Below are 25,553 nucleotides of genomic sequence, written 5' to 3' on the forward strand. Positions count from 1 at the left end.
ACGCTGTAGGACGGTCTGCGGGGTCTCATGAGCATGGGGGAACCCGGCCCGAGGTCGTGAGCGGATCGGTCCTGGCCGCTGAGGGAGCCTCCGCATTGGTCACCGGGGGAGCCTTCTCGTGGTCACCGGAGGGGCCTTCTCACGGTCACGGATGGACCCCTCCGCGGTCACGGATGGATCAAAGGCTGGTTAACGTCGTTGAAACGCCATCCAACTAGCCTGCCCATCCACGCCACCAGGGGTTTTGGTGGCTGCGGACACCGGGCCCCGCACGGTCCGGAGCGAGGACTGTGAGGTGGGACGCCGTGCAACTGACCCCGCACGAGCAAGAGAGGCTGCTGATCCATGTGGCCGCCGACGTGGCCGAGAAGCGCCGGGCCCGTGGGCTGAAACTGAACCATCCCGAGTCCGTCGCGCTCATTACGTCGCACATCCTCGAAGGCGCGCGTGACGGCCGTACCGTCGCCGAACTGATGTCCTCCGGACGCAAGGTCCTCACCCGGGCCGACGTCATGGACGGTATCCCCGAGATGATCCACGACGTCCAGGTCGAGGCGACCTTCCCGGACGGCACCAAGCTCGTCACCGTCCACGATCCGATCGTCTGACGGGGAGCGAGAGCCATGATTCCCGGAGAGATCCTGTTCGCCGACGGACCCGTCGCCTTCAACGAAGGCCGTGAGGTCACCCGGCTGACCGTCCTCAACGCCGCCGACCGGCCCGTCCAGGTCGGCTCCCACTACCACTTCGCCGAGGCCAACCCCGGTCTGGACTTCGACCGCGCCGCCGCGCGCGGCAAGCGGCTGAACGTCGCCGCCGGCACCGCCGTGCGCTTCGAGCCCGGGATCCCCGTCGACGTCGAACTCGTTCCGCTCGCCGGTGCCCGCGTGGTGCCCGGACTGCGCGGCGAGACCGGAGGTGCCCTCGATGCCTGAGATCTCACGTGCCGCGTACGCCGATCTGTTCGGCCCGACCACCGGCGACCGCATCCGGCTCGCCGACACCGACCTGCTGATCGAGATCGAGGAGGATCGCAGCGGCGGTCCTGGACTCGCCGGTGACGAGGCGGTGTTCGGCGGTGGCAAGGTCATCCGCGAATCCATGGGTCAGTCGCGCGCTACGCGCGCAGACGGCACCCCGGACACGGTCATCACGGGTGTGGTGATCGTCGATCACTGGGGGATCGTCAAGGCCGACCTCGGCATGCGCGACGGCCGGATCACCGGCATCGGCAAGGCGGGCAACCCGGACACCATGGACGGCGTGCACCCCGACCTGGTCATCGGACCCGAGACCGAGATCATTGCGGGCAACGGGCGGATCGTGACCGCGGGCGCCGTCGACGCGCACGTGCACCTGATCTGTCCGCAGATCGCCGACGAGGCGCTGGCATCCGGCGTCACCACGCTCGTCGGCGGTGGCACAGGTCCGGCCGAGGGATCGAAGGCGACGACGGTCACTCCCGGCCCCTGGCATCTGGCGCGGATGCTGGAGGCGATGGAGGGGTACCCGCTCAACTTCGGTCTGCTCGGCAAGGGCAACACCGTCTCGCGTGAGGCGATGATGTCGCAGATCCGCGGCGGAGCGCTCGGCCTCAAGATCCACGAGGACTGGGGGTCCACACCCGCCGCCATCGACGCCGCGCTGACCGTCGCCGACCGGACCGGTATCCAGGTCGCCATCCACACGGACACGCTGAACGAGGCCGGCTTCGTCGGTGACACCCTCGCCGCCATCGCCGGACGCGGCATCCACGCGTACCACACCGAGGGCGCCGGCGGCGGGCACGCGCCCGACATCATGACCGTGGTCTCCGAACCGCACGTGCTGCCCAGCTCCACCAACCCGACCCGCCCCTACACCGTCAACACCGCCGAGGAACACCTCGACATGCTGATGGTGTGCCACCACCTGAACGCGGCGGTGCCCGAGGACCTGGCCTTCGCCGAGTCCCGGATCCGGCCCTCGACGATCGGCGCCGAGGACATCCTGCACGACCTCGGCGCCATCTCGATCATCTCCTCGGACGCCCAGGCGATGGGCCGGGTGGGCGAGGTCATCATGCGGACCTGGCAGACGGCGCACGTGATGAAGCGGCGCCGCGGGTCTCTCCCCGGTGACGGCCGTGCGGACAACCACCGGGTACGTCGCTATGTCGCCAAGTACACGATCAACCCGGCGCTCGCACAGGGTCTCGCCCGCGAGATCGGCTCGGTCGAGACCGGCAAACTCGCCGACCTCGTGCTGTGGGAGCCCGCGTTCTTCGGGGTCAAGCCGCACCTCGTGATCAAGGGTGGCCAGATCGCGTATGCGCAGATGGGCGACGCCAACGCGTCCATCCCGACACCGCAGCCGATTCTGCCGCGCCCGATGTTCGGGGCGATCGGGCGGGCACCGGCGTCCAACTCGTTCAACTTCGTCGCCCCGCTCGCCATCGAGGACGGACTGCCTGAGCGCCTCTCGCTCGGCAAGCGCTTCGTCGCCATCGAGTCGACGCGGGCGGTCACCAAGGCGGACATGCGCGAGAACGACGCGCGGCCACGCGTCCAGATCGACCCGGACAGCTTCGCCGTGCGCATCGACGGGGAGCTGGTCGAGGCGACTCCGGCCGCCGAACTGCCCATGGCCCAGCGTTACTTCCTCTTCTGATGTCCAGGGCAGCGCTTCTCGTCCTGGCCGACGGCCGCTTTCCCGCCGGGGGGCACGCGCACTCCGGCGGGGCCGAGGCAGCCGTCAAGGCCGGGCGCATCACCGGTGCGGCGAGTCTTGAGGACTTCTGCCGGGGGCGGTTGCACACGGCGGGGCTCGTGTCGGCCTCGCTCGCCGCGGCCGCCGCGATCGGGGTCGACCCGGTGTCGTTGGACTCGGCCGCGGACGCCCGTACGCCGTCGCCCGCCTTGCGTGCCGTCGCGCGTCGGCTCGGGCGGCAGCTGATGCGGGCGGCCCGGGCGACGTGGCCGTCCGCCGAACTCGACGCGCTGGCACGGGAGTTTCCCAAGGGGGCGCATCAGCCGGTGGTGCTGGGGCTGGCGGCGCGGGCCGCCGGGCTCGGGCCCGATGACGCCGCGTACTGCTCCGTGTACGAGGCGGTCAGTGGGCCGGCGACGGCGACGGTGCGGTTGCTGAGCCTGGACCCGTTCGACGCCACCGGGGCGCTGGCCCGGCTTGCGCCGGAGCTGGATCTGGTGGCTGGTCAGGCGACCGATGCCGCTCGTCGCGTTCTTGCCGATGGGGTGGATGCGCTGCCTGCCGCCTCGGCCCCGCTGCTGGAGATCAGTGCGGAGGCGCATGCGGCTTGGCCTGTACGTCTGTTCGCGTCGTAGTAGTTATTTCGCCCCCTCCGCCCCTACCCGTCCCGAACCTGGGGGCTGCCGCCCCCAGACCCCCGCATCGGCCTGAACGGCCTCGTCCTCACACGCCGGACGGGCTGAAGGATCTCCGGCCGAGCCCTGAATCTGGAGCCGCCACCATGCACCTCGACCACTCCCACGACGGGCCCGCCGCCCTCAGCGCCGACGCCCACCGCCCCGACGGCAGTCGCCGTGCCCTTCGTATCGGGCTCGGCGGGCCTGTCGGGTCCGGGAAGACCGCGACCGTTGCCGCGCTCTGTCGGGCGTTGCGCGCGGAGTTGTCCCTCGCTGTCGTCACGAACGACATCTACACGCGGGAGGACGCCGAGTTCCTGCTGCGGGAAGCGGTGTTGCCGCCGGAGCGGATCACGGCTGTCGAGACCGGGGCCTGCCCGCACACCGCCATCCGGGACGACATCTCCGCCAACCTCGAGGCGGTCGAGGATCTGGAGGACGAGGTCGGGCCGCTGGATCTCATCCTGGTCGAGTCCGGGGGTGACAATCTCACCGCGACCTTCTCCAAGGGGCTGGTCGACGCACAGATCTTCGTGATCGACGTGGCGGGCGGGGACGACATCCCGCGCAAGGGCGGGCCCGGGGTGACCACCGCGGACCTGCTGGTCGTCAACAAGACGGACCTCGCGCCGTACGTCGGCTCGGATCTGGGGCGGATGGCAGCCGACGCGAAGGCCCAGCGGGCCGAACTTCCGGTGGTGTTCCAGTCGTTGCGTGCCGAGAGCGGGGTCACGGACGTCGCCGCGTGGGTGCGGGAGCAGCTCGCCGCGTGGACGGCATGACGGCAGGGGTCCGGGCGACCGCACGGATCGCGGCGCGGGACGACGGCCGGGGCGGTACCTCTCTGCCGGTCCTTGAGGGGGACGGGCCGCTCGCGCTGCGACGCACCCGGGGGGTTGGATCCGAGGCGCGGGTCATGCTGGTCGGCGCGATGAGCGGTCCGCTGGGCGGGGACCACTTCACCGTGGAGGCGGCGGCCGCCGAAGGTGCCCGGCTGCACATCGGGTCGGCGGCCGCCACCATCGCCCTGCCGGGGCAGGCCAAGGGCGAGTCGCGCTACGACGTACGACTGAAGGTCGCCGACGGGGGTGAACTGTGCTGGCTGCCCGAGCAGTTGATCTCCGCCAACGGGAGCGATCTGTACGTCTCCTCGCGCATCGAGTTGGCGGCGGGCGCCCGACTGGTCTTCCGGGAGGAGCAGGTACTCGGCCGCGCGGGTGAGGAACCCGGGCGGCTCAGCAGCCGGCTCACCGTGCGGCTCGGCGGACAGGCGCTGCTGGACCAGGAGGTGACGTGCGGACCCGGCGCTCCCGGCGGCTGGGACGGTCCCGCCGTCCTGGCGGGGCATCGCGCGCTCGGGCAACTTCTCGTCGTACGACCGGAGTTCGCGGACGTACCGGTGCAGGCGCGGCTCCTTGGCGAGTACGCCTCACTCATGCCGCTTGCGGGGCCCGCTGTGCTCGTGACCGCGCTGGCGTCCGACGCGCTGCGGCTGCGGCGGGTGCTGGACGACGTGCTGAACTCACTCAGCCAGGACCTGTGACGTGGGTCTCTCCGCTCAACGGGGCAGGCCTCACCGGTTATCGGATTGGTAAAGAAACCCCCGTCGCATCTGTTCTCAGAGACCTCACAGCCGAAAGGATCCAGGTACCAATCGCAACAATGTACGGGGAGGTCCCACTTGAGGGGCATCAGACCGACGAAACGGGTGACAGCGCTCGGTTCGGCCGGAGCGCTCATCACGGCGACCTTGATAGCCGGAGCGGTGGCGGCTCCGTCGGCCACCGCCGACGCCGGCCGCGGTCAGGACCGTGAGGCACGCGGCGCGGCAACCGCCGCGGCCAAGGCCGCCAAGGCCGGCATCGACTGGCAGGACTGCCCGGCCGACTGGGCCCTCGCGAAGCCGATCCAGTGCGGCTGGGTCACCGTCCCGCTCGACTACGCCCACCCGAACGGCAAGCAGATCAAGCTCGCCGTCGACCGCATAGGGAACACGGGAACGACGGCGGAGCGCCAAGGCGCCCTCGTCTACAACCCGGGCGGCCCCGGGGGCTCGGGCCTGCGCTTCCCGACGCGGGTCACCAACAAGAACCCGGTCTGGGCGAACACGGCCAAGGCGTACGACTTCGTGGGCTTCGACCCGCGCGGTGTCGGCCACTCGGCGCCCATCTCCTGCATCGACCCGCAGGAGTTCGTGAAGGCGCCCAAGGCCGACCCCGTCCCGGACTCCGAGGCGGACAAGCTCGCGCAGCGCAAGCTGGCCGCCGAGTACGCGGACGGCTGCGCCGAGCGCAGTGGCGAGATGCTGCCGCAGATGACCACGCCGAACACCGCGCGCGACCTGGACGTCATCAGGGCCGCACTCGGCGAGAAGAAGCTCAACTTCCTGGGCGTCTCGTACGGCACGTACCTCGGCGCCGTCTACGGCACGCTCTTCCCGGGGCATGTCCGTCGCATGGTCGTCGACAGTGTCGTCAACCCGTCGCGCGAGAACATCTGGTACGAGGCCAACCTCGGCCAGGACGTCGCCTTCGAGGGCCGCTGGAAGGACTGGGAGGACTGGGTCGCCAAGAACGACGCGACCTTCCACCTCGGTGACACCCAGGCCGAGGTGCAGGACCAGTGGTTGAAGCTGCGGGCCACCGCCAAGGCGAACCCGATCGGCGGGGTCGTCGGCCCCGCAGAGCTGATCGGCTTCTTCCAGAGCGCCCCGTACTACGACTCCTCGTGGGTGCCGGTCGCCACGGTGTTCAGCCAGTACGTCGCAGGTGACACCCAGGCGATCGTCGACGCGGCCGCCCCCGACCTGTCGGACACCGCGGGCAACGCTTCCGCGGAGAACGGCAACGCCGTCTACACGGCCGTCGAGTGCACGGACGCCAAGTGGCCCACCAGTTGGAAGAAGTGGGACCAGGACAACACGCTGCTCAACAAGGACTACCCGTTCATGACCTGGGCCAATGCGTGGATGAACCTGCCGTGCGCGACCTGGCCGGTCAAGCAGCAGACGCCGGTCGACGTCAAGACCGGCAAGGGTCTGCCGGCCGTCCTGATCGTGCAGTCCACGAATGACGCCGCCACCCCGTACGAGGGCGCCGTCGAACTGCACAAGCGCTTCAAGGGCTCCCGCCTGATCACCGAGAAGGACGCGGGCTCGCACGGCGTGACCGGGCTGGTCAACCCGTGCATCAACACGCGGGTGGACACCTACCTGCTCACCGGGAAGACGGACGCGGCCGACGTGACGTGCGCGCCGCACGCCACGCCCAAGCCGTAACGTATGAAGGCATGAAGGCGTGAAGGCATGAAAGGAGGGGCGGCCGGTTCCCCGGCCGCCCCTCGCTCATGACGCCGACCAGGCATCCTCCGCCGCGTAGTCGAAGAGATCCCCGTACGCCTCGAACATCCTGGGATAGGCCTTCCGCCAGTCCCGTCCGGCCAGTTGGCGCTCGATCGACGCGACCGTCTCCGGAAGCGACTCGGCGTACCGCACCACCGCTCGGTAGCCCAGCTCCCGTTCGGCCGCGGACATGTCGCAGACGACGGGGGCAGGCACGGTCCACGGCGTGTCACCCACGGTCGGAGCGGGCGGCGGGCCGTCCACCAGAACGCTCTCCGTCTCGACGCCCATCACGGCGTCGATCGCCGCGCCGATCTCCGCCACCGTGGGCGCCTCGGGGTCGCAGGCGTTGAGGACACGTGACCCCGGCCGCGCGGCCGCCAGGCGGATCAGTTCCGCGATGTTGTGGACGCCGGCTGGATGGAAGCGGCTCGCGCCACCGAAGGCGAGGATCCGCCGACGCCGGCCGTCGAGGTTGCGTTTGACGACATACAGCTCGCGGGGCGTACGGCTGTACGGGCCGTGGACGGCGCCCGCGCGCAACAGGGTCGTCGGCAACCGGTCACCCAAAAAGAGGAGTTCGCGCTCCAGCGCTGCCTTCCGGGTGCTGTACGTGTCGTCGCCGGGGCGCACGGTGCGCAGGCCCTCCGGGATCGGCACGGGGTACTCGGGGAACCCGTCCGGCGCGGACTGGGTGTCGAAACCGCGCCCCTTGTCGTCCTCGTACACCGACACGCTGGAGATCACCACGGCCGAGCCGACGCGATCGGCCAGACCCGTCAACTGCCGTGCGTGTCCCGTCCCGTAGGCGACCACATCGACCACCACGTCGCAGCCTCCCCCGATCACCTCGGCGAGCGCCGTGTCGTCGTCCCGGTCGAGGGACGCGGGCCGCACCTCCTCGGGCCAGCTCTCGTCCCGGCCGCCGCCGCGCGACGCGGCGGTCACCTCCCAGCCGTCCCGTACGAGCGCGCCCACCGCCGTGCGCCCGATCTGCCCTGTCGCTCCGATCACCACAGCACGTCTCATACGTATAAAATGTACAGGACGTACGATCTGTGGGGTCGATTCCTGAGCTCGGCGACCAACGGCCGGTCATTCAACCCAGCGGCAGCCGCGGGAACCTGCGGGCGTTCTCCGCGCGCTCGGCGGCCTCCTCAGCCTTGACGGCGGCGGCGTACCGGTCGACGTACTCCTGCTCGGAGAGGGTGAGGATGGCGTACATGATCTCGTCGGTGATGGCGCGCAGGATGGCCTTCTCGTTCTCCATCCCGGCGTAGCGGGAGAAGTCGAGAGGCTTGCCGAAGCGGATGGAGACGGGGTGGATCTTCGGGATCTTCCGGCCCGGCGGCTGGGCCTCGAAGGTGCCGATCATCGCGCAGGGGATGACGGGTGCCTTGGCCTTCAGGGCCATCACCGCCACGCCGACCTTGCCCTTGTAGAGGCGGCCGTCGTGGGAGCGGGTGCCCTCGGGGTAGATGCCGAGCAGTTCGTCCTTGCTCAGCACGCCGAGCCCCTCGCGGATCGCGGCCTGGCCCGCGTCCTTGCCGGAGCGGTCCACGGGGATCTGCCCGGCGCTGCGGAAGAAGGCGGCGGTCAGGCGACCTCTGATGCCCGGGCCCGTGAAGTACTCGGCCTTGGCGAGGAAGGTGATGCGGCGCTTGAGGATCGCGGGCATCAGGAAGTGGTCCGCGAAGGACAGATGGTTGCCGGCGACGATGGCCGGCCCCGATGACGGGATGTGCTCAAGGCCCTCGATCCGGGGCCGGAAGACCAGTCTCAGCAACGGACCCAGAAGCACGTATTTGAGCACGTAGTAGAACATCGGGGCGCTCCTCACTCCGGCGGATCGGCTCAACCGCGCCATGTTCTAGCAGGTCAGCAGGCGTGCGGTGAGGTGTCAGTGTATGGGCAGGTGCGGCCCCATGGCACTGCGTCCGACCGAGCCCGTGACGACTCCCGGCCGCTTCACCTCCGGGCTCGCGCCGGTTCGTGGCCGCTGTCGCGGCCGGGCTCGTGCTGACTCCTGGCCGCTGTCGCGGCCGGCCCGTGTCGACTTCCGGCCGCTGTCGCGGCCGAGCCGTGTCGACTCCCGGCCGCTGCTTTCCTGACGGTATGTCATGGCGCGTGGAGTGCCGCGGAGGTGGTGTGGAGCGCGCTGTGGTCTCCTGCCGGGATTGGAGGAGCGCCGAGCCAGGTCATTCGAGAGCAGTCGGCGAGACGGCGGGTGTCCACGAGCGCGATCGGCCGATCGGTCGGGGGCGGCGCCAGGAGCTGTTGGACCCAACCATCCGGCGCCTTCGTTAACAGGCCTGTTGAACGCACTTTTCGGGTGACCCGGAGCGCGGGAGGCAAACGTTCTTCCGGCCCTTCGACGACACAGCGCGGGCAGTCGTCGATCCGGCGTCACTCCCCGCGCTGCGTCGGCCACTCTCAGGCGTGCCGCGCCCCCTGAGTCAGGACCCTCTCCAACGCTCCGAGAGCCGATTGCAGTTCCTCGCCGGTGATGGTCAGCGGCGGGGCCAGCCGGATCGTCGAACCGTGCGTGTCCTTGACCAGCACCCCCTCGCGCATCAAGCCCTCACTGATCTCACGCCCCGTGCCGATGGCGGGATCGATGTCCACGCCCGCCCAGAGGCCGCGCGAGCGGAAGCCCTCGACGCCCCTGCCCACGAGCGCGTCCAGGCCGTCCCGCAGGAGTACGCCCAACTCGGCTGCCCTGCGCTGGAATTCGCCGGTCTCCAGCAGTTCCACGACCGCCGAACCGACCGCCGCGGCGAGCGGATTGCCGCCGAACGTCGAGCCGTGCTCGCCGGGACGCAGCACTTCGAGCACGTCCCGGCGCCCGACCACCGCGGAGACCGGCACGATGCCGCCGCCGAGCGCCTTGCCGAGCAGGAGAAGGTCCGGCACGACGGCCTCGTGGTCGACGGCGAGGGTGGTGCCGGTGCGGCCGAGGCCCGACTGGATCTCGTCCGCGATGAACAGACAGCCGTTGCGGCGGGTCAGTTCGCGGACCCCGGTGAGGTAGCCGTCGGCCGGGATGACGACGCCCGCCTCGCCCTGGATGGGCTCGATCAGCACGGCCGCCGTCGTCTCGTCGACGGCCGCTTCGAGCGCGGCGAGGTCGTTGTACGGGACGACCCGGAAACCCGGCGTGAAGGGCCCGAAGCCCGCACGGGCCGTCTCGTCCGTGGAGAAGCTGACAATGGTCGTCGTACGGCCGTGGAAGTTGTCGGCGGCCACCACGATCGTCGCCCGGTCTGCTGCGACGCCCTTCACCTCGTACGCCCACTTGCGGGCCACCTTGACGGCGCTCTCCACCGCCTCGGCGCCGGTGTTCATGGGCAGCACCATGTCCAGGCCCGTCAACTCGGCCAGCGACCGGGCGAACTCGGCGAGCCGGTCGTTGTGGAAGGCGCGCGAGGTGAGCGTCAGCCGGTCGAGCTGGCGGTGTGCGGCCTCGATCAGCACCGGGTTGCGGTGGCCGAAGTTGAGGGCCGAATAGCCCGCCAGCATGTCGAGATAGCGGCGGCCCTCGACGTCCTCGACCCAGGTGCCCTCCGCGCGGGCGACGACCACGGGCAGCGGGTGGTAGTTGTGCGCGAGGACGGGCGCCTCGGCGCGGATCAGTTCCTCGGACGTGAGCGTGAGCGCGGGAGCGGTCATGAGCGGATCTCCTGAGTGCAGCACTTGATGCCGCCGCCGGCCTTGTGGAACTCCGAGAGGTCGACGGGGACAGGGACGTAGCCGTGGTCCGCGAGCCTGCCGGCGAGCGCCTCGGCGTACGGCGAGACGAAGACGTGACGGCCGTCCGAGACGGAGTTGAGACCCCAGGCCATGGCGTCTTCGCGGGTGGCGAGCACCGCGTCGGGGAAGAGGCGCGCGAGCACCTCCCGGCTGCCGGGCGAGAACGCCTCCGGGTAGTAGCAGATGTTCTCGTCGTCCAGCACGAACAGCGCGGTGTCGAGGTGGTAGAAGAGCGGATCCACCAGCTTGAGGCCGATCACCGGGACGCCGAAGAACTCCTGCACTTCGTGATGGGCCTCGCGGGTCGTACGGAACCCGGTGCCGGCCAGGACGATGGGGGTCCCCTCGCTCGAGCGAAGCCGAGAGTGGGGGAGGCTCACCGGGATCAGATCGCCCTCGCCCTCGCACACCGACTCGGAGCGGTAGACGTCGAAACCGGCCGACTTGAACCAGGTCTCGTACGCGGTGGACTCGGGGCGCCGCTGGGGCGCGTGGAAGTACGAGCCGAAGACACGGCCGGCCAGGACGAGCGCGGAGTTCGCCGCGAACACCATGTCCGGCAGGTCCGCCACCGGATCGACGGCGTCGACGGTGTGACCGTGGGTGCGATAGGCGCGGATCAGCGCCTGCCACTGGTCCTGGGCGAGGTCCACGTCCACGGGTGTGTCCGGGTGCATCCAGGGATTGATCGCGTACTGCACGGCGAAGTGTCTGGGTTCGCAGACGAGAAAGCGCCGAAGACGCGGCACACGGCTGTCAGGCACAGAGAGATTCCTCCGCTTTCCTGCGGTGGTGACGGGGTGATGACTGAGGGTGTCTCCACGGTAAGAAACGGGGGATACGCGCGACAAGCGACGAGGGCTGCGTGTCTGCGCAGGATTGCTGCGTCTTGGGACGCCTCAGCGCATGGTTGCTGCGTCCTCCGGAGCGGCGTGGGTCGCCCCTGCCTCCGGTGCCTCCGGCAGCAGATGGGACAGCACCATGTAGCTGATCGTCTTCCGGATGAACGGCTCGGCCCGGATCCGCTCCAGCACCTCCTCGAAGTGCTCCACATCGGTCGCCCGTACGTGCAGCAGCGCGTCCGCGCCGCCGGTCACCGTCATGGCCGCGGCGATCTCGGGATAGTTGCGCACGACCTCCGCGATTCGCCGGGGCGGGGCGGCGCCCTCGCAGTACACCTCGACGTACGCCTCCGTACGCCAGCCGAGCGCCGCCGGCTTCACCGTGGCCGTGAACCCGGTGATCACGCCGGTCTCGCGCAGCCGGTCCACCCGGCGCTTGACCGCCGTGGCCGAGAGCCCGATCGCCGCGCCGATCTCCGCGAAACTGGTCCTCGCGTTCGCCATCAGCGCGGTGATGATCTTGCGGTCGAGATCGTCGAACATCGCGGGCTTGCTGCTCATGGCGGCACTGTATCCAGCGAGAGCTCCCAGGCCCGTGCGGCGACAACCCCCAACCGGCTCCCGCGGCGGCCCCACGCGCCTCCAGCGGCCGCGCCCACGATCGCCCGGCGGCAGGGCGCACGCCCGTCCAGCGACAAGGCCCACGTCCCGAACGTGTCCAGACGTGGAAATACCTCCTACACTCCACCTTCATGCTGCGCGCCCTCGCCGTCGACGACGAACAACCGTCCCTCGAGGAACTCCTGTATCTGCTGAACGCCGATCCTCGGGTCTCCAGTGCCGAGGGCGCGAGCGACGCGACCGCGGCCCTGCGCCGGATCAACCGGGCACTGGAGTCCGGTCCCGACGGCCCTGAGGCGATCGACGTCGTCTTCCTCGACATCAACATGCCCGGGCTCGACGGCCTCGACCTGGCCCGGCTGCTCACCGGGTTCGCCGATCCGCCGCTCGTCGTGTTCGTCACCGCCCACGAGGGATTCGCCGTCCAGGCCTTCGACCTCAAGGCCGTCGACTACGTGCTGAAGCCCGTACGCCGAGAACGCCTCGCCGAGGCCGTACGCCGGGCCGCGCAGCTCATGGACGCGGCCCCGCTGATTCCGGTGCACGAACCCGACCCGGACCACATATCCGTCGAGCTCGGCGGGGTGACCCGCTTCGTGGCCGTCGAGGACATCACGCACGTCGAGGCGCACGGCGACTACGCCCGCCTGCACACGGCCCAGGGCAACCACCTTGTACGGATCCCGCTGTCCACCCTCGAAGAGCGCTGGCGCTCCCGCGGCTTCGTCCGGATCCACCGTCGCCATCTCGTCGCGCTGAGCCACATCGCCGAGCTCCGTCTGGACGCGGGTACGGTGAGCGTCCTCGTGGACTCCGTCGAACTCCAGGTCAGCCGCCGTCACACCCGCGAACTGCGCGACCTGCTGCTGCGCCGGACCACGAGCTGAGGAGGACGGTGTGCCGCAGGATCCGACCGAACGCCGCGTCACGGTCACCGGTGCGCCCCGCCGTACCCGCAGGACGTCCGGCTACTACCGGCCCAGAACCGAGATCGACGAACAGACCACGCTCGGCCACACCTACGTCCGCTCCCTGATGCGCAGCCAACTCCGGGCCGCCCTGATGGTGCTGGCCGTCCTCGTCCTGTTCGTCGGACCGCTGCCCCTCGTGTTCGCAGCGATGCCGGACGGCGCGAGCCTGGAGTGGGCCGTGCTCGGATTCGGTGTGTACCCGCCGCTGGTCCTGCTCGCCCGCTGGTACGTGCGCCGCGCCGAACGCAACGAGAAGGACTTCGTGCGCCTGGTCGAGGACCGCTGAACGTGGACCAGAACTACGCCGTCCCCGCGGTCGCCCTGGTGGTCGTGGCGACCGTCCTGGTCGGCGCGTTCGGCCTGCGCATCTCCCGGACCACCTCCGACTTCTACGTCGCCTCGCGCACCGTGGGTCCACGGCTCAACGCGGCCGCGATCAGCGGCGAGTACCTCTCCGCCGCCTCCTTCCTCGGCATCGCGGGCCTGGTGCTCGTCCAGGGCCCGGACATGCTCTGGTACCCCGTCGGCTACACAGCCGGCTATCTCGTCCTGCTGCTCTTCATAGCCGCCCCGCTGCGCCGCTCCGGCGCGTACACCCTGCCCGACTTCGCCGAGGCGCGGCTCGGCTCGCAGGCCGTGCGACGCCTCGCCAGTGTCTTCGTCGTCGGCGTCGGCTGGCTGTATCTACTGCCCCAACTGCAGGGCGCGGGGCTGACGTTGGCCGTGCTGACCGACGCGCCCGACTGGTTCGGCGGGGTGCTCGTCGCCGTCGTCGTGGTTGTCACCGTCGCCGCGGGCGGCATGCGGAGCATCACCTTCGTACAGGCCTTCCAGTACTGGCTGAAGCTCACCGCCCTGCTGGTCCCCGCGCTCTTCCTCGTCCTCGCCTGGCAGAGTGACGGCGCCCCGCGCGACGCCTTCGACGAACCGGCGGCCTTCCGCGAGCAGAGCGTCGTCCGCGTCGACGACAGCCTCGACCTGAAGCTCTCGCGGCCGCTTCGCGTCACGACGACGGGTACCGTCGACGGCCACCGGTACGAGGACGAGAGCGTCGCACTCCCCGCGGGCGTCCACCACTTCGAGCGCGGCACCCGGCTCACCTTCACCAAGGGCGACCCGGTCCCGGTGGCCGAACGCGACAGCAACATCGGCATGTCGACCTCGCTGGCGGCGGGCCGCGAGGAACGCCCGCTGTACGCCACGTACGGACTGATCCTCGCCACCTTCCTCGGCACGATGGGACTGCCGCACGTGGTCGTCCGCTTCTACACCAGCCCGCACGGTGTTGCCGCCCGCCGCACCACGGTCGTCGTACTGGGCCTGATCGGTGCCTTCTACCTCCTCCCGCCCCTCTACGGCGCGCTGGGCAGGCTGTACGCCCCCGAGCTCAGCCTCACCGGCGACGCGGACGCCACCGTACTGCTGCTGCCCGACCGGATGATCGGAGGAGTCGGCGGCGACCTGCTTGGCGCGCTGGTCGCGGGCGGGGCCTTCGCGGCGTTCCTGTCGACCGCGTCCGGACTGACCATGGCGGTGGCGGGTGTGCTCACCCAGGACGTGCTGCCCTCGCGCGGGGTCCGGCACTTCAGGCTGGGCACCGTGCTCGCCATGGCGGTGCCCGCCGCGGCGAGCATGCTCGTGGGCGGACTGCCGGTCGCCGACGCCGTCGGGCTCGCCTTCGCCGTGTCCGCGTCGTCGTTCTGTCCGCTGCTCGTCCTCGGCATCTGGTGGCGGCGGCTCACCCCGCCGGGCGCGGCCGCCGGGATGCTGGTCGGCGGCGGCTCCGCGCTCGTCGCCGTCGGCGCGACCATGGCGGGCTATCCGGGCACGGGCTCCCTGCACGCCCTCCTCGCCTGGCCCGCCCTGTGGTCGGTGCCCCTGGGGTTCGTGACCATGGTGCTGGTGTCGCTGGCCACGGCCGGACGGGTGCCGGCGGGCACGGCGGCGATCCTGGCGCGCTTCCACCTGCCGGAGGAACTGGCCGGGGACCACGTGCGCACGGAGGCCAAAGCATGAGGGCGCGGAAGTGCCACGGACGCGCGGAGGTCACGGCATGAGCGGCTTCGTCGCGGGGCTCTGTGTCGCCGTACTCCCGCTGCTCGCCGCCGGGTTCTGGCTCGGCAGGCGGACCGCGCGGCCCGAGAGCCTCGGCGGACTCGGTACCCCCGTCGAGCACGCCACCTTCCAGACCCTGCACACCGCCTCGCTCGCCGCGCCCCCGCTCCGCGCGGGCCTCACCGAGGAGACGGCGGGCCGGTCCGCCCGACGCCTGCGCACCCTCCTCGGCACCGACGCGCTGTGCCTGACCGACCAGGAGACCGTTCTCGCCTGGGACGGCGTGGGGGAGCACCACCGAACCGAGGTCATGGCGCGGCTCGCAGGAGCACTGGAGACCGGCCGCGGCGAGGCATTCCGGCTCGACTGCTTCGAACCCGACTGCCCGCTGCGCTGGGCCGTCGTGGCCCCCCTCACCGTCGACGACCGGGTGCACGGCGCGCTCGTCGCCTGCGCACCCCGCGAGTCCGCCGTCCTCGTACGAGCCGCGGGCGAGGTCGCCCGCTGGGTCTCGGTGCAACTGGAACTCGCCGACCTCGACCAGTCCCGCACCCGCCTGATCGAGGCCGAGATCAAGGCACTTCGTGCCCAGATATCCCCGCACTTCATCTTCAACTCGCTGGCGGTGATCGCCTCCTTCGTCCGCACCGACCCCGAGCGCGCCCGCGAACTGCTCCTGGAATTCGCCGACTTCACCCGTTACTCGTTCCGCAGGCACGGCGACTTCACCACCCTCGCCGACGAACTGCACGCCATCGACCACTACTTGGCCCTTGTCAGGGCCCGCTTCGGGGAGCGTCTGTCCGTCACACTGCAGATCGCGCCCGAGGTGCTGCCGGTCGCGCTGCCCTTCCTCTGCCTCCAGCCCCTCGTGGAGAACGCCGTCAAGCACGGCCTGGAGGGCAAGACCGACAAGAGCCACATCAGCATCACCGCACAGGACGCGGGAGCCGAGGCACTGGTCGTCATCGAGGACAACGGCACCGGAATGGACCCCGACCGGCTGCGCCGCATCCTCGCCGGAGAGGTCAGCCCCTCGGGCGGCATCGGGCTGTCCAACGTGGACGACCGGCTGCGCCAGGTGTACGGGGACGACTACGGCCTCGTCATCGAGACCGCGGTGGGAGCGGGCATGAAGATCACCGCCCGGCTGCCGAAATACCAGCCGGGCGTGCATTCGGCCGCGCGACTGCCACGTCAGTGAGCGTCAGGCGCTGCGCGCGGCCACCATGCCCAGCGTGATCAGGCCGAGTACGACCCAGCCGAACCACAGCCAGCCGTTGCTGCCGAGCGCCACCGTGTAGGCCGTCACCACGACGAGCCCGCCCACGGTCAACACCCCCATTGCCTTCGTCGAACCAGGCGTCGAACCGGGCATCTGAGCACCCTCCTTCGGGCGGGTCCGCGGCGCATGCCGTGGCCTTGGCCCATTTTCCCCCGACAGGGCGCGATTCGCCAGGGCCGGGCGGCCTACTCGCCCCCGTGCATCAGGGTCTTGTCCCGACGCTCGACGGCGCAGACCACCAGGTAGTACTTCTTGCCCCACAGTCCTGTGCTGCGCAGGCCATGACTGAAGTAGGTGGCGGAGGGATAGCCGAATTCCTCCGGCCGGGCGTCCTTCGCGCACTGTGTGTCCGCAGCAGCGTCGGCGTTCTGCCCGGTCGGGGCGGTCTTGAGGTGAGTGATCTGCACGGCCTTCCCCGTGTGCTCCCTGTCGCAGGCGAGCAGGTCGTAGTGCGTGCTCGCGCGCGCGTCCCCGTCCACATGACCGAGACAATCCCCGCGCTGTATCTGGGTCGCGTCCTCGAAGGTCATCCCGTACGGACGGAGCGCGCCGAGCGGGCCGTACACCGGGCCGTGTTTCCCGACCAGCAGACAGGCGACATTGCCGTCGGCGGAGTCGAACCCCTCACGCGTCGGCACCACCGCCAGGCTCCGCACGTGCCACGCGAGTCTCCCCGCGGTCTCCTTCGTCAGCTCCGCGCACCGCGCCGCTCCCCGACTGCTCGCCTCCTCGTAAGAGGATGCCTTGTACAGCCCCATCACCTGCCCGTCCGGGACCATGTCCTTGCAGCTCGGATCGAGCGTGAGGGGCGGGACACCGGCCGCCTCGGAGGGAGGCGGATCGCCCCGGACGCAGTCGCCCTTCCGCAGCGGCTCGGAGAGTCCGACCGTGGCGCCGTACGGCTTCACGGTCCTGTTCGCCATGGCGTACCAGACCCCGCCCGCGGCGAGGCCGAGCGCCAGGAGCAGTGCCACAAGACCTTGCAGGAGGAGGGGGCGTTTGCGGCGCCGCCTGCCCGACGGGCCGGACGCCGGGGCGGGCGGCCCCCCGTACCAGGGCGGGCCGTAGCCGATGCCGGGCTGAGGGCCGCTCGGGCCGGCCGGGGGTGGGGGGCCGAAGCCCTGGCCCGGACGTGAGCCGTACGCGGGCGGGGCGCCGGACGCCTGGGCCGTGGGGGCGTACGTGGGGTGGGCGGTGGGGGAGTGAGTGCCATGGGCGGTGGGCGTGGGCGGGGGCGTGGGCGTGTAGGCGCCGGGTGCGGCGAGGTCCTGGTCCTGGGGCGGAATGCCGGAACCGTGGCCTGGTGACGAGGGGCCGCCGAAACCCTGACCCGGTGATGCTGATGCCGGACCCGGTGGAATCAGGCCTGCCGGGGTTCCGTCGGATGTGACGAGCCCCGCCCAGGGCGGCTGCGATCCTCCGTCGGCCTGGGTGCGCGGGTGGGGTTCGGGCGTGATGATCCGGGCCAGGGCCGCCGCCGTGTCCTCCGCGGACAGTCGCCGTGCGGGATCCTTGGCCAGCAGCGCCTCGATGACCGGCCGCAGGGCCCCTGCCCGCTGTGTCGGTGGCGGCTCCTCCAGGACGACGGCGGTGACCGTGGCGAGATCGGTGTCGCGGTCGAAGGGACCGAAACCCTCCACACCGAAGTACAGCGTGCAGCCCAGCGAGAACAGGTCGGCCGCCGCGGTCGGCGGCCCGCCCGTGGCACGCTCCGGCGCCAGATACCCGGCCGTGCCGACCAGGATGGACGTCAGCGTCCAGCGGGTCTCGGTGGAGTCCGGCTGGACCGAGATGCCGTAGTCGGTGAGCAGGACCCGGGATCCCGGCATGCCCGTGCGGTCCGGAGCGAGCAGGATGTTGGCGGGCTTGACGTCGCGGTGCATGATGCCGCGCTCATGACCGGCGGTCAGCGCGTCCAGGACCGCGAGGCCGATACGGGCGCACTCGTCGGGGGCCAGTGGGCCGCGCCGGACCAGCCAGTCGCGCAGGTCCTCCGCGCCCGCCACGTACTCCATCACGATCCACGGCAGGCCCTCGTGCTCCAGTACGTCGTGCACGGTCACCACGTGCGGATGCCCCCTCAGCACCGCCGCGTGCCGCGCCTCGGCACGGGCCCGCGCGATCCGGGACTCGTGCTCCTCGCCGGCCACCGGTGCAGAGCGGAACCGGATCTCCTTGAGCGCGACCTCGCAGTCCAGCCGCCGGTCGTGGGCGAGCCAGACATGGCCCATCCCGCCGGAGCCCACCTGGTCCATGAGCTCGTACCGGCCGGCGATGATCCGGCCCACTCCCGACTGCGGTGATCCTTGTGCCATCCGGTCGCTCCCGGGTTCTGCGCTGGTTCGGTACGCGGGTCAGGACGGGGCGCTCGACACCGGTGCGCTGCTTGGCGTCGGCCCGGTCGATGTCGAGCCGGTCGATGTCGAGTCGCTCGTCGTGGGGCCGGTCGATGTCGGGCCGGTCGAGACGGACTCGGTCTCCGTGGGATCGGCCGACTCGCTGGTCGGTGTGCTCGGCGCAGGTGGGCCCGCCGTCGGACTCCTCACCGGGGGCGACGAGTCGGTCCCGCCACCCGAGCCGGGCGGCGGTGGTGACGTGCCAGGCGACCCGGAGTCGCCCCCGGACGCCGACCCGCCGACCGGCGACGAGGGGCCGGACGCCCCACCGGACGGCGTCGGTGACGTCGTATCAGGAGCGCCACCCGATGCCCCCGGACCGGTGCTCGATGCCCCCGGACCGGTACTGGACTCGCCCGGACCGGTACTGGAGTCCCCAGGGCCCGTCCTGGAGCTCCCAGGCACGGGGCTCGATCCGCCCGGTCCCGGGGTCGCGCCGCCCGGGTCCGGGGGAGTGGTCGGGCCGCCGCCACTGTCCTCGGGTGGGGTCTGCACGAACAGCGTCACGGCGGCGCCCCACTCCAGCGTGCTGCCCTCGGTCGGCCGGGACGCGGTGACGAGGGCGTCGTCGGCCGGCAGGGAGTCGCCGTCGTACGCCATGGCGAGCCCGTGGTCGGCCAGGCTCTGGGCCGCCGCCGCGAACGTCGTCCGCGTGACGGCCGGAACCCTGAATTCCGCATGGGTGTCGAAGGACTTGTCGTCCTCGCCCTCGGTACCGATCGGGCGGTTGATCCCGTGATCGGGGTCATGGACGTCGACGAGCTGGAGCCGCTCGATCTTCTGGTTCCCCGGCGGCGGCTTGACGACCACAATGCGGTCCTGCTGATAGCCGGGCCACTTCTTGTTTCCGTCCCTGAACTGCACCGACGTCTTCTTGATGTTTCCCTTGTAGGGGCGAAGTGGATTACCGCAGGAGCACTTCACCGCGGGAAGTCCCTGCCGGTCGACCAGAATCGCGATTCCCGCCTGCAACAAAGCGTCGAAGGGAACGGCCTTGCCACCTTTGTACTCGTGATTCGTCACGAGGGTGTCGTGGCGCAACACAACAGGTGTGAGTTGATCGATATGGCCCGGGATCTCAGCGGTGCTGATATTCCGAACCCGCGCCCATTCCTGCGCCTTCGCGGAGTTCTTGCTGTCGGTGAGGAAGTTCTTGAGCTTCTTCACGTCGCAGGTGCCGGGCCTGGTCGAGCCGCCGAACTCACCGGTGGCCCCACCGTCATCATCCTGCCCCGACGAGCCGTCGTCCCCGCCCGTCGCGCCGCCGTACAGCCCCGGGCTGTTGCTGGCCTGTATGCCGCCGCTCGGTCGTGGCTCCGGGAGGCGCAGGTCCTTGCCGAGCCGGCCGTCCTCCTTGAAAAAGGGATTGGCCTGCGAAATCCCCGCGGCGATGGCCCGCACTACCGACAGCTGTTCGGATTTACTGCATCCGCTGACCATCAGCACGGCGACCAGCAGTAAGGCGATCCTGCCGATCGCCGTTAATCCCGACCTTTGCATGGACGCGCGAAATGTCATGACCGCTCCCCCTGCGGTTTCCCCCGGACCTCACGTGCCGGACATGAGTCCGGCGCGTGAGGCTTCGCCCCCATGCTACTGAATAGAAATCCGTTTCACGCAAGCGGAAAAAAGAAGGTAATTCAGCGACTGCGTGCGTTGAGTGAGGCCAGATAGGCGTTGTATGCCTCGAGTTCCTTGTCGCCGTCGCGGTCCGCCGCCCGGTCCGTGCGGCGGGACTGCCGGCTCTCGGAGGCATGCCACTGGAAGAGCAGTGCGAGCAGCACGAGGACGGAGGGGATCTCGCTGAACGCCCAGGCGATGCCGCCGGCCGCGGTCTGGTCGGCGAGCGCGTCGATACCGAGCGAGGCCGGCGGGTTCTCGTACGTCTCCACCATCGGCGCGGACGCCATCATCAGCGCGATACCGAAGAACGCGTGGAACGGCATGCCCGCGAACAGCTCCAGCATCCGCATCAGATAGCCCGGCCGGTGCGGCCCCGGGTCCACGCCCATGATCGGCCAGAAGAAGACCAGGCCGACGGCGAGGAAGTGACACATCATCGCGAGATGCCCCACCTTGGAGCCCATCAGGAAGTCGAAGATCGGTGAGAAGTACAGCCCGTACAGACTCGCGATGAACAGCGGGATGGTGAAGGCGGGGTGCGTGATGATCCGCATGAACCGGCTGTGCAGGAACATCAACAGCAGTTCACGGGGCCCCTTGTCGCCGCGCTTCGACGCCACCGGCAGCGCCCGCAGTGCCAGCGTGATCGGCGCACCGAGCAGGATCAGGATGGGCGACAGCATGCTGATCACCATGTGCTGCACCATGTGCACACTGAACATGACCATGCCGTAGTCGTTCAGCTTGGTGCACATCACGAGCATCACGGTCAGGACGCCGATGACGAAGGAGATGGTGCGGCCCACCGACCACTTGTCGCCGCGCCGCGCCAGCCGTACGACCCCCCAGCCGTACAGGCCGAGCCCCAGCAGGCAGGCGACAAGGAAGAACGGGTCGGTCGACCATTCCAGACCTCGCCCCAGCGTGAACGGCGGCAGATCCATGGTCATGCCGTGCCCGCTGTCATCCATCCGCCGGCTCCTGTTTCGTACTGGTTGTGCGCTGTCTGTCCGCACCAGACTAGAACTGCCCCCGGTCGCCGCTGCGACCGGGGGCAGTTCCCACTGTTTCCCTCACATACGACTCAGAGCACGCACTCGGCCTCGGCGTACCGCTCGTCCGGAACCGTCTTGAGCGTCTCGACCGCCTCCGCGAGCGACACCATCACGATGTCGGTCCCCCGCAGCGCCGTCATCTTGCCGAAGTCACCGCGGTGCGCGGCCTCCACGGCGTGCCAGCCGAACCGCGTGGCGAGCACCCGGTCGTACGCCGTCGGGGTACCGCCCCGCTGGACGTGCCCGAGGATCACCGGCCGGGCCTCCTTGCCGAGGCGCTCCTCCAGCTCCAGGGAGAGCTGGCGGGCGATGCCGGCGAACCGCTCGTGCCCGTAGACGTCCTTGCCGCCCTCGTCGTACTCCATCGAGCCCTCGCGGGGCTTCGCGCCCTCGGCGGCCACGACGATGGCGAACCGCTTGCCCGCGGCGAAGCGTTCGCCGATCTTGGCGGCCAACTCCTCGATGTCGAAGGGGCGTTCCGGTACGACGATGGCGTGGGCGCCCGCCGCCATGCCGGAATGCAGGGCGATCCAGCCGGTGTGGCGGCCCATGACCTCCACGATCAGCACACGCTGGTGGGACTCGGCGGTGGTCTTCAGCCGGTCCAGGGCCTCGGTCGCGACGCCGACGGCCGTGTCGAAACCGAAGGTCACGTCCGTGACAGCGATGTCGTTGTCGATGGTCTTCGGTACGCCGACGATCGGCAGGCCGCCGTCCGAGAGGAGGCGGGCCGCCTTGAGGGTGCCCTCGCCGCCGATCGGGATGATCGCGTCGAGCCCGAGATCCTCGACATGGCCCCTGGCCCGCTCCACACCGTCACGCAGATGCTCGGGCTGGACCCGGGAGGAACCGAGTATGGTGCCGCCGCGAGCCAGGATGCCGCTCACCGCGTCCAGGTCGAGCTTGAGGTAGTCGCACTCCAGGAGGCCTTTCCAGCCGTCGCGGAAGCCGATGACCTCGTCGCCGTGGTCGACGACTGCGCGGTGCACGACGGACCGGATGACGGCGTTCAGACCGGGGCAGTCACCGCCGGACGTGAGGACACCAATGCGCATCGCCCGAAATACCTTCTCAACGTGGGCCGGAGACCGGACCCCGTTGTCCGGCAATATCCCCGCCACCCTACCGGCGGTAGGGGGCGGGGCCGTATGGGGCGTCCGCCTGCTGGACGCCCCCGCACACGTGAGCGCAAGCCCGGTCAGACGGGCTGTGCGGTGGGGATCGGGCGGGCGGCCCAGCCGCGGTCAGGCGGGCTGCTGCGCGGCCGTGATGCGCTCGTTGCGGAGCGCCTCATACCACCGGTCGTCGATCGGCGGCAGCGCGTTCACGTCCAGCGCCAGCTTCAGCAGCAGGTCCGCGATCAGCGGGTTGCGGGCGAGGACGGGCCCGTGCATGTACGTACCGAAGACGGTGTCGTTGTACGCGCCCTCCGTGCCGTCGCCCGTGCCGTTGCCCTTGCCGAGCCGCACGTTCGCGAACGGGCGCGCGGTGGGGCCGAGATGGGTGACGCCCTGGTGGTTCTCGAAGCCGGTCAGCTGAGGGAGGCCGAGCCGTGGGTCGAGGTCCGCGAGCACGTCACCGACGCAGCGCTCGCCCTCGCCGCGCACGGACGTCACATCGAGCAGGCCGAGGCCCGGCTCGCGCTGCCCGAGGTCGTTGATGAACTCGTGGCCGAGGATCTGGTACCCGGCGCACACCGAGAAGACGATCGCGCCGTTGCCGACCGCGCGGTGCAGACCGCCGTCGCGGCGCAGCCGCTCCGCCGCGAGCCGCTGCGGCCGGTCCTCGCCGCCGCCGATCAGATAGATGTCGCCGGAGGTGGGGATCGGCTGGTCGCTGCGTACGTCGAGACGGGCCACGTCGAGGCCGCGCTGACGGGCCCGGCGCTCCACGACCAGGGCGTTGCCCTGGTCGCCGTAGGTGCTCAGCAGGTCCGGGTAGATCCATACGAGACGCAGGCTGTTGTCACTCATCTTCTTCGTCCTTCGTGGCTCAGTTGCCGACACGACGCCTCAGGTCCTGGAAAGCGGTGTAGTTCGCGACGACCTCGATGCGTCCGGGCGGTGCCAGCTGCACGGCCTGGTCGAGGTTCTCGCAGACCTGGAACTGCTGGTTCGCCACCTCCAGGCGCACGGCGAGGTCCAGTTTGCGGTCGCCGAGAACGAAGATCGGGTGACCGGTGAGCTGTGTGTAGTCGACGTCCCACAACCAGGACGTGTCCGTGCCGTCGGCGCCGCGTGCGTTCACCGAGAGGATGACCGGGGTCGGCGGCGGATCGATCAGCGAGAACGTCTCCAGCCAGCCCGCGGGGTTCTTCGCGAGCAGCAGACGCAGTTCGCGCTGCATGAACTGCACCACGTCGTAGCGCCCGGCCACCGCCTGCACCTGGTACATGCGTTCCAGGGCGACCTGCGGCGGTACGCCGAAGACGGCGGCCACCGCGGCCGAGGAGGCGGCGTTCGCCTTGTTGGCGCGGCCCGGCAGCTGGAGGTGGATCGGCCAGGCCGAGCCGTGCGGGTCCAGGACGTGGTCGCCGGAGAGCGCCCAGCTCGGCGTCGGACGCCGGAAGCCGCACTCGCCGCAGTACCAGTCGTCACCGGGGCGCTGCATCACACCGCCACAGGACGGGCAGGACCAGGCGTCGTCCTTCCACATCTGACCGGCGGCGACCCACACCACGTTGGGCGAGGAGGACGCGGCCCACACGACCAGCGGGTCGTCGGCGTTGGCGATCACGACGGCCTTGGAACCGGCCAGGCCCTCGCGCCAGTGCTCGGCCATCATCCGGGTCTCGGCGGCACGGTCGAGCTGGTCGCGGGAGAGGTTGAGCAGCGCGATGCACTTGGGGTCGGTGTCGCGGGCGATGCCGGAGAGGTACTTCTCGTCGACCTCGATGACCGCGTACTTGGCCTCCGAACCCCCGGACAACGCCGAGGTGATACCCGCCGGCATGTTGGCGCCCAGCGCGTTGGACACGACCGGGCCCGCGGCGCCCAGCGCCTCCGCGATCAGCCGGGTCGTGGTGGTCTTGCCGTTGGTGGCCGACACCAGGATGACGTCCAGGTGCGTGGCGAGCCGTGCGAGCAGGTCGGGGTCGAGTTTGAGTGCCACCCGGCCGCCGATCACCGATCCGCTGCCGCGTCCGGCGGCGCGCGAGACGGCCGCTGCCGCCTTGCCGGCCGTCACGGCCAGCTTGGCCCGCGGCGTCAGCGGGTCCGAGTTGCCTGACATCGTGTCCGATCCTCCTTGCGTACGCGCCGCGCCTCTGCCCCCGGCATCGTGTGGCCCTCAGCCTATCGAGATCCACTCACACGCCCGAATCGCGGCACCACGACGGTGCCCGCGCGACATTCGCGCGCCACCAAGGACCGTACCCTTGCGGCCATGCGACACGGCTCCATCCCGGGCTCCCGAGGGCGCGTCCGGCCCATCTCCCTGCTCGGCGACCCCGTCCTGCACACCCCGTGTGTGGAGGTCATCGACTTCGGCCCCCAACTCGCCCGCCTCGTCGAGGACATGTTCGCGACGATGTACGCCGCCCAGGGCGTCGGCCTCGCCGCGAACCAGGTCGGCGAGTCCTTGCGGGTGTTCGTATACGACTGCCCCGACGACGAGGACATCCGTCATGTCGGTCATATGGTGAATCCGCGTCTCGTTGAAGCGGACGGTGTGGTTCTGCGCGGGCCGGAGGGCTGTCTGTCGCTCCCGGGTCTCGAGGCGGGGACCGAGCGGTACGACCACGCCGTCGTCGAGGGCTTCACGGCGGAAGGTGGCCCGGTGCGGGTGCACGGCACCGGCTGGTTCGCACGGTGCCTGCAGCACGAGAGCGATCACCTCGACGGAGGGGTGTACGTGGATCGGCTCACGGGCTGGCGCCACCGAAGGGTGATGAAGCAGGCGGCGCGGGCGTCCTGGGGGCGCTGACCGTCGCCCCCGGTCGGCTGCGGACTGTCCGTGGCCGGCCGCGCAGTTCCCCGCGCCCCTGAAGGGACGCCGCCCGCGTCCCCGCCGGTGAAAGCGACGAGCCCCCACGGCCCTGCCGGTGAAAGCGGTCGGCTTTGTGCGGCCCGTAGGTGAAGTGGCGAGCTGCCCGCGTCTCCGCTGTTGGAAGCGGTCGGCGCCGCGCGGCCTCGCAGGTGGGAGCGGCCGGCCTTATGCACCCGCAGTCGGGAGCGGCAATGCCTTATGCGGCCCGCAGGTGAAGTGGCGAGGTGTCCGCGTCTTTGCCGGTGGAAGCGGTCGGCGCCGCA

24 protein-coding genes are annotated in these 25,553 nt (G+C 70.3%); 12 read left to right on the forward strand and 12 right to left on the reverse strand.

What is annotated here, in order from left to right; all coding sequences use genetic code 11:
- The first annotated feature begins 305 nt into the window (after positions 1 to 305).
- The 7 genes from ACFWP7_RS08455 (at position 306) to ACFWP7_RS08485 (ending at position 6,642) form a co-directional block, all read left to right on the forward strand.
- Entirely contained in the window at positions 306 to 608 is a 303-nt protein-coding gene (locus ACFWP7_RS08455) for an urease subunit gamma (protein WP_384378030.1), read from the forward strand.
- Positions 609 to 623: 15 nt separating this feature from the next.
- The gene (locus ACFWP7_RS08460) at positions 624 to 935 is read left to right on the forward strand and encodes an urease subunit beta (RefSeq protein WP_266580711.1); all 312 of its coding nucleotides are present in this window, start codon (positions 624 to 626) and stop codon (positions 933 to 935) included.
- Positions 928 to 2,649, forward strand: coding sequence for an urease subunit alpha (locus ACFWP7_RS08465; RefSeq protein ID WP_384378033.1), 1,722 nt, complete (start codon positions 928 to 930; stop codon positions 2,647 to 2,649). Before ACFWP7_RS08460 ends, ACFWP7_RS08465 begins: the two co-directional genes overlap by 8 nt.
- The gene (locus tag ACFWP7_RS08470; RefSeq protein WP_384378035.1) at positions 2,649 to 3,323 is read left to right on the forward strand and encodes an urease accessory protein UreF; all 675 of its coding nucleotides are present in this window, start codon (positions 2,649 to 2,651) and stop codon (positions 3,321 to 3,323) included. Before ACFWP7_RS08465 ends, ACFWP7_RS08470 begins: the two co-directional genes overlap by 1 nt.
- A 146-nt stretch (positions 3,324 to 3,469) precedes the next feature.
- Positions 3,470 to 4,147 carry an urease accessory protein UreG gene (gene ureG, locus ACFWP7_RS08475; RefSeq protein WP_384378038.1) on the forward strand — a complete coding sequence of 226 codons (678 nt, stop codon included), beginning with the start codon at positions 3,470 to 3,472 and terminating at the stop codon, positions 4,145 to 4,147.
- The gene (locus ACFWP7_RS08480) at positions 4,144 to 4,908 is read left to right on the forward strand and encodes an urease accessory protein UreD (protein ID WP_384378041.1); all 765 of its coding nucleotides are present in this window, start codon (positions 4,144 to 4,146) and stop codon (positions 4,906 to 4,908) included. Before ureG ends, ACFWP7_RS08480 begins: the two co-directional genes overlap by 4 nt.
- 138 nt (positions 4,909 to 5,046) lie before the next feature.
- On the forward strand, positions 5,047 to 6,642 hold the full coding sequence (locus tag ACFWP7_RS08485; protein ID WP_384378044.1) for an alpha/beta hydrolase: 1,596 nt from the start codon (positions 5,047 to 5,049) through the stop codon (positions 6,640 to 6,642).
- A gap of 66 nt (positions 6,643 to 6,708) precedes the next feature.
- On the opposite strand, the gene ACFWP7_RS08490 is transcribed toward ACFWP7_RS08485, so the two are convergent.
- The 5 genes from ACFWP7_RS08490 to ACFWP7_RS08510 all read right to left on the reverse strand — a co-directional run bounded on the left by ACFWP7_RS08490 (position 6,709) and on the right by ACFWP7_RS08510 (position 11,858).
- Complete coding sequence (locus tag ACFWP7_RS08490) at positions 6,709 to 7,722, reverse strand: NAD-dependent epimerase/dehydratase family protein (protein WP_384378251.1); 1,014 nt, start codon at positions 7,720 to 7,722, stop codon at positions 6,709 to 6,711.
- Between the two features lie 82 nt (positions 7,723 to 7,804).
- Positions 7,805 to 8,530: a lysophospholipid acyltransferase family protein gene (locus tag ACFWP7_RS08495; RefSeq protein ID WP_384378047.1), complete on the reverse strand. Its 726-nt coding sequence runs from the start codon at positions 8,528 to 8,530 to the stop codon at positions 7,805 to 7,807.
- 608 nt (positions 8,531 to 9,138) lie between these two features.
- Complete coding sequence (rocD, locus tag ACFWP7_RS08500) at positions 9,139 to 10,374, reverse strand: ornithine--oxo-acid transaminase (protein WP_384378050.1); 1,236 nt, start codon at positions 10,372 to 10,374, stop codon at positions 9,139 to 9,141.
- Entirely contained in the window at positions 10,371 to 11,219 is an 849-nt protein-coding gene (gene ddaH / locus ACFWP7_RS08505) for a dimethylargininase (RefSeq protein WP_384378053.1), read from the reverse strand. The genes rocD and ddaH overlap by 4 nt, the downstream gene beginning before the upstream one ends.
- A gap of 135 nt (positions 11,220 to 11,354) precedes the next feature.
- Entirely contained in the window at positions 11,355 to 11,858 is a 504-nt protein-coding gene (locus ACFWP7_RS08510) for an Lrp/AsnC family transcriptional regulator (protein WP_384378056.1), read from the reverse strand.
- Between the two features lie 191 nt (positions 11,859 to 12,049).
- On the opposite strand from ACFWP7_RS08510, the gene ACFWP7_RS08515 reads away from it, so the two are divergent.
- The 4 genes from ACFWP7_RS08515 to ACFWP7_RS08530 are packed head-to-tail and all read left to right on the forward strand — an operon-like array spanning position 12,050 to position 16,148.
- Positions 12,050 to 12,805: a LytR/AlgR family response regulator transcription factor gene (locus ACFWP7_RS08515; RefSeq protein ID WP_384378059.1), complete on the forward strand. Its 756-nt coding sequence runs from the start codon at positions 12,050 to 12,052 to the stop codon at positions 12,803 to 12,805.
- Positions 12,806 to 12,815: 10 nt separating this feature from the next.
- Positions 12,816 to 13,175: a hypothetical protein gene (locus ACFWP7_RS08520; RefSeq protein ID WP_384378062.1), complete on the forward strand. Its 360-nt coding sequence runs from the start codon at positions 12,816 to 12,818 to the stop codon at positions 13,173 to 13,175.
- Positions 13,176 to 13,177: 2 nt separating this feature from the next.
- Positions 13,178 to 14,905, forward strand: coding sequence for a cation acetate symporter (locus ACFWP7_RS08525; protein WP_384378065.1), 1,728 nt, complete (start codon positions 13,178 to 13,180; stop codon positions 14,903 to 14,905).
- A gap of 37 nt (positions 14,906 to 14,942) precedes the next feature.
- On the forward strand, positions 14,943 to 16,148 hold the full coding sequence (locus ACFWP7_RS08530; protein ID WP_384378068.1) for a sensor histidine kinase: 1,206 nt from the start codon (positions 14,943 to 14,945) through the stop codon (positions 16,146 to 16,148).
- Between the two features lie 3 nt (positions 16,149 to 16,151).
- On the opposite strand, the gene ACFWP7_RS08535 is transcribed toward ACFWP7_RS08530, so the two are convergent.
- The 7 genes from ACFWP7_RS08535 to ACFWP7_RS08565 all read right to left on the reverse strand — a co-directional run bounded on the left by ACFWP7_RS08535 (position 16,152) and on the right by ACFWP7_RS08565 (position 24,534).
- The gene (locus tag ACFWP7_RS08535; RefSeq protein WP_365444839.1) at positions 16,152 to 16,322 is read right to left on the reverse strand and encodes a hypothetical protein; all 171 of its coding nucleotides are present in this window, start codon (positions 16,320 to 16,322) and stop codon (positions 16,152 to 16,154) included.
- A gap of 92 nt (positions 16,323 to 16,414) precedes the next feature.
- Entirely contained in the window at positions 16,415 to 18,544 is a 2,130-nt protein-coding gene (locus ACFWP7_RS08540) for a protein kinase (protein WP_384378072.1), read from the reverse strand.
- A gap of 39 nt (positions 18,545 to 18,583) precedes the next feature.
- On the reverse strand, positions 18,584 to 20,143 hold the full coding sequence (locus tag ACFWP7_RS08545; RefSeq protein ID WP_384378075.1) for a DUF6777 domain-containing protein: 1,560 nt from the start codon (positions 20,141 to 20,143) through the stop codon (positions 18,584 to 18,586).
- Positions 20,144 to 20,265: 122 nt separating this feature from the next.
- A complete protein-coding gene (locus ACFWP7_RS08550) occupies positions 20,266 to 21,219 on the reverse strand; it encodes a cytochrome c oxidase assembly protein (protein WP_384378078.1) in 954 nt (317 codons plus the stop codon).
- 113 nt (positions 21,220 to 21,332) lie between these two features.
- Positions 21,333 to 22,358 carry a 6-phosphofructokinase gene (locus ACFWP7_RS08555; RefSeq protein WP_384378081.1) on the reverse strand — a complete coding sequence of 342 codons (1,026 nt, stop codon included), beginning with the start codon at positions 22,356 to 22,358 and terminating at the stop codon, positions 21,333 to 21,335.
- 189 nt (positions 22,359 to 22,547) lie between these two features.
- Positions 22,548 to 23,276 (reverse strand): glutamine amidotransferase, encoded by a 729-nt coding sequence (locus ACFWP7_RS08560; protein WP_365444854.1) that lies wholly within the window; start codon positions 23,274 to 23,276, stop codon positions 22,548 to 22,550.
- A 19-nt stretch (positions 23,277 to 23,295) separates the two neighbouring features.
- The gene (locus ACFWP7_RS08565; RefSeq protein WP_384378084.1) at positions 23,296 to 24,534 is read right to left on the reverse strand and encodes a MurT ligase domain-containing protein; all 1,239 of its coding nucleotides are present in this window, start codon (positions 24,532 to 24,534) and stop codon (positions 23,296 to 23,298) included.
- A 153-nt stretch (positions 24,535 to 24,687) separates the two neighbouring features.
- Between ACFWP7_RS08565 and def the strand changes: the two genes are divergently transcribed.
- Positions 24,688 to 25,227: a peptide deformylase gene (def, locus tag ACFWP7_RS08570; protein ID WP_384378087.1), complete on the forward strand. Its 540-nt coding sequence runs from the start codon at positions 24,688 to 24,690 to the stop codon at positions 25,225 to 25,227.
- The last annotated feature ends 326 nt before the right edge of the window (positions 25,228 to 25,553 follow it).

Origin of the sequence: Streptomyces sp. NPDC058470 (assembly GCF_042721055.1) — a bacterium.
Classification (GTDB): domain Bacteria; phylum Actinomycetota; class Actinomycetes; order Streptomycetales; family Streptomycetaceae; genus Streptomyces.

What these genes read in the sequence shown, in the direction of transcription:
- ACFWP7_RS08460 (WP_266580711.1), top strand. Translation starts at nt 624, where the DNA reads ATGATTCCCGGAGAGATCCTGTTCGCCGACGGACCCGTCGCCTTCAAC.
- ACFWP7_RS08465 (WP_384378033.1), top strand. Translation starts at nt 928, where the DNA reads ATGCCTGAGATCTCACGTGCCGCGTACGCCGATCTGTTCGGCCCGACC.
- ACFWP7_RS08470 (WP_384378035.1), top strand. Translation starts at nt 2,649, where the DNA reads ATGTCCAGGGCAGCGCTTCTCGTCCTGGCCGACGGCCGCTTTCCCGCC.
- ureG (WP_384378038.1), top strand. Translation starts at nt 3,470, where the DNA reads ATGCACCTCGACCACTCCCACGACGGGCCCGCCGCCCTCAGCGCCGAC.
- ACFWP7_RS08480 (WP_384378041.1), top strand. Translation starts at nt 4,144, where the DNA reads ATGACGGCAGGGGTCCGGGCGACCGCACGGATCGCGGCGCGGGACGAC.
- ACFWP7_RS08495 (WP_384378047.1), bottom strand. Translation starts at nt 8,530, where the DNA reads ATGTTCTACTACGTGCTCAAATACGTGCTTCTGGGTCCGTTGCTGAGA.
- rocD (WP_384378050.1), bottom strand. Translation starts at nt 10,374, where the DNA reads ATGACCGCTCCCGCGCTCACGCTCACGTCCGAGGAACTGATCCGCGCC.
- ACFWP7_RS08510 (WP_384378056.1), bottom strand. Translation starts at nt 11,858, where the DNA reads ATGAGCAGCAAGCCCGCGATGTTCGACGATCTCGACCGCAAGATCATC.
- ACFWP7_RS08515 (WP_384378059.1), top strand. Translation starts at nt 12,050, where the DNA reads ATGCTGCGCGCCCTCGCCGTCGACGACGAACAACCGTCCCTCGAGGAA.
- ACFWP7_RS08530 (WP_384378068.1), top strand. Translation starts at nt 14,943, where the DNA reads ATGAGCGGCTTCGTCGCGGGGCTCTGTGTCGCCGTACTCCCGCTGCTC.
- ACFWP7_RS08535 (WP_365444839.1), bottom strand. Translation starts at nt 16,322, where the DNA reads ATGCCCGGTTCGACGCCTGGTTCGACGAAGGCAATGGGGGTGTTGACC.
- ACFWP7_RS08540 (WP_384378072.1), bottom strand. Translation starts at nt 18,544, where the DNA reads ATGGCACAAGGATCACCGCAGTCGGGAGTGGGCCGGATCATCGCCGGC.
- ACFWP7_RS08545 (WP_384378075.1), bottom strand. Translation starts at nt 20,143, where the DNA reads ATGACATTTCGCGCGTCCATGCAAAGGTCGGGATTAACGGCGATCGGC.
- ACFWP7_RS08550 (WP_384378078.1), bottom strand. Translation starts at nt 21,219, where the DNA reads ATGGATGACAGCGGGCACGGCATGACCATGGATCTGCCGCCGTTCACG.
- ACFWP7_RS08555 (WP_384378081.1), bottom strand. Translation starts at nt 22,358, where the DNA reads ATGCGCATTGGTGTCCTCACGTCCGGCGGTGACTGCCCCGGTCTGAAC.
- ACFWP7_RS08560 (WP_365444854.1), bottom strand. Translation starts at nt 23,276, where the DNA reads ATGAGTGACAACAGCCTGCGTCTCGTATGGATCTACCCGGACCTGCTG.
- ACFWP7_RS08565 (WP_384378084.1), bottom strand. Translation starts at nt 24,534, where the DNA reads ATGTCAGGCAACTCGGACCCGCTGACGCCGCGGGCCAAGCTGGCCGTG.
- def (WP_384378087.1), top strand. Translation starts at nt 24,688, where the DNA reads ATGCGACACGGCTCCATCCCGGGCTCCCGAGGGCGCGTCCGGCCCATC.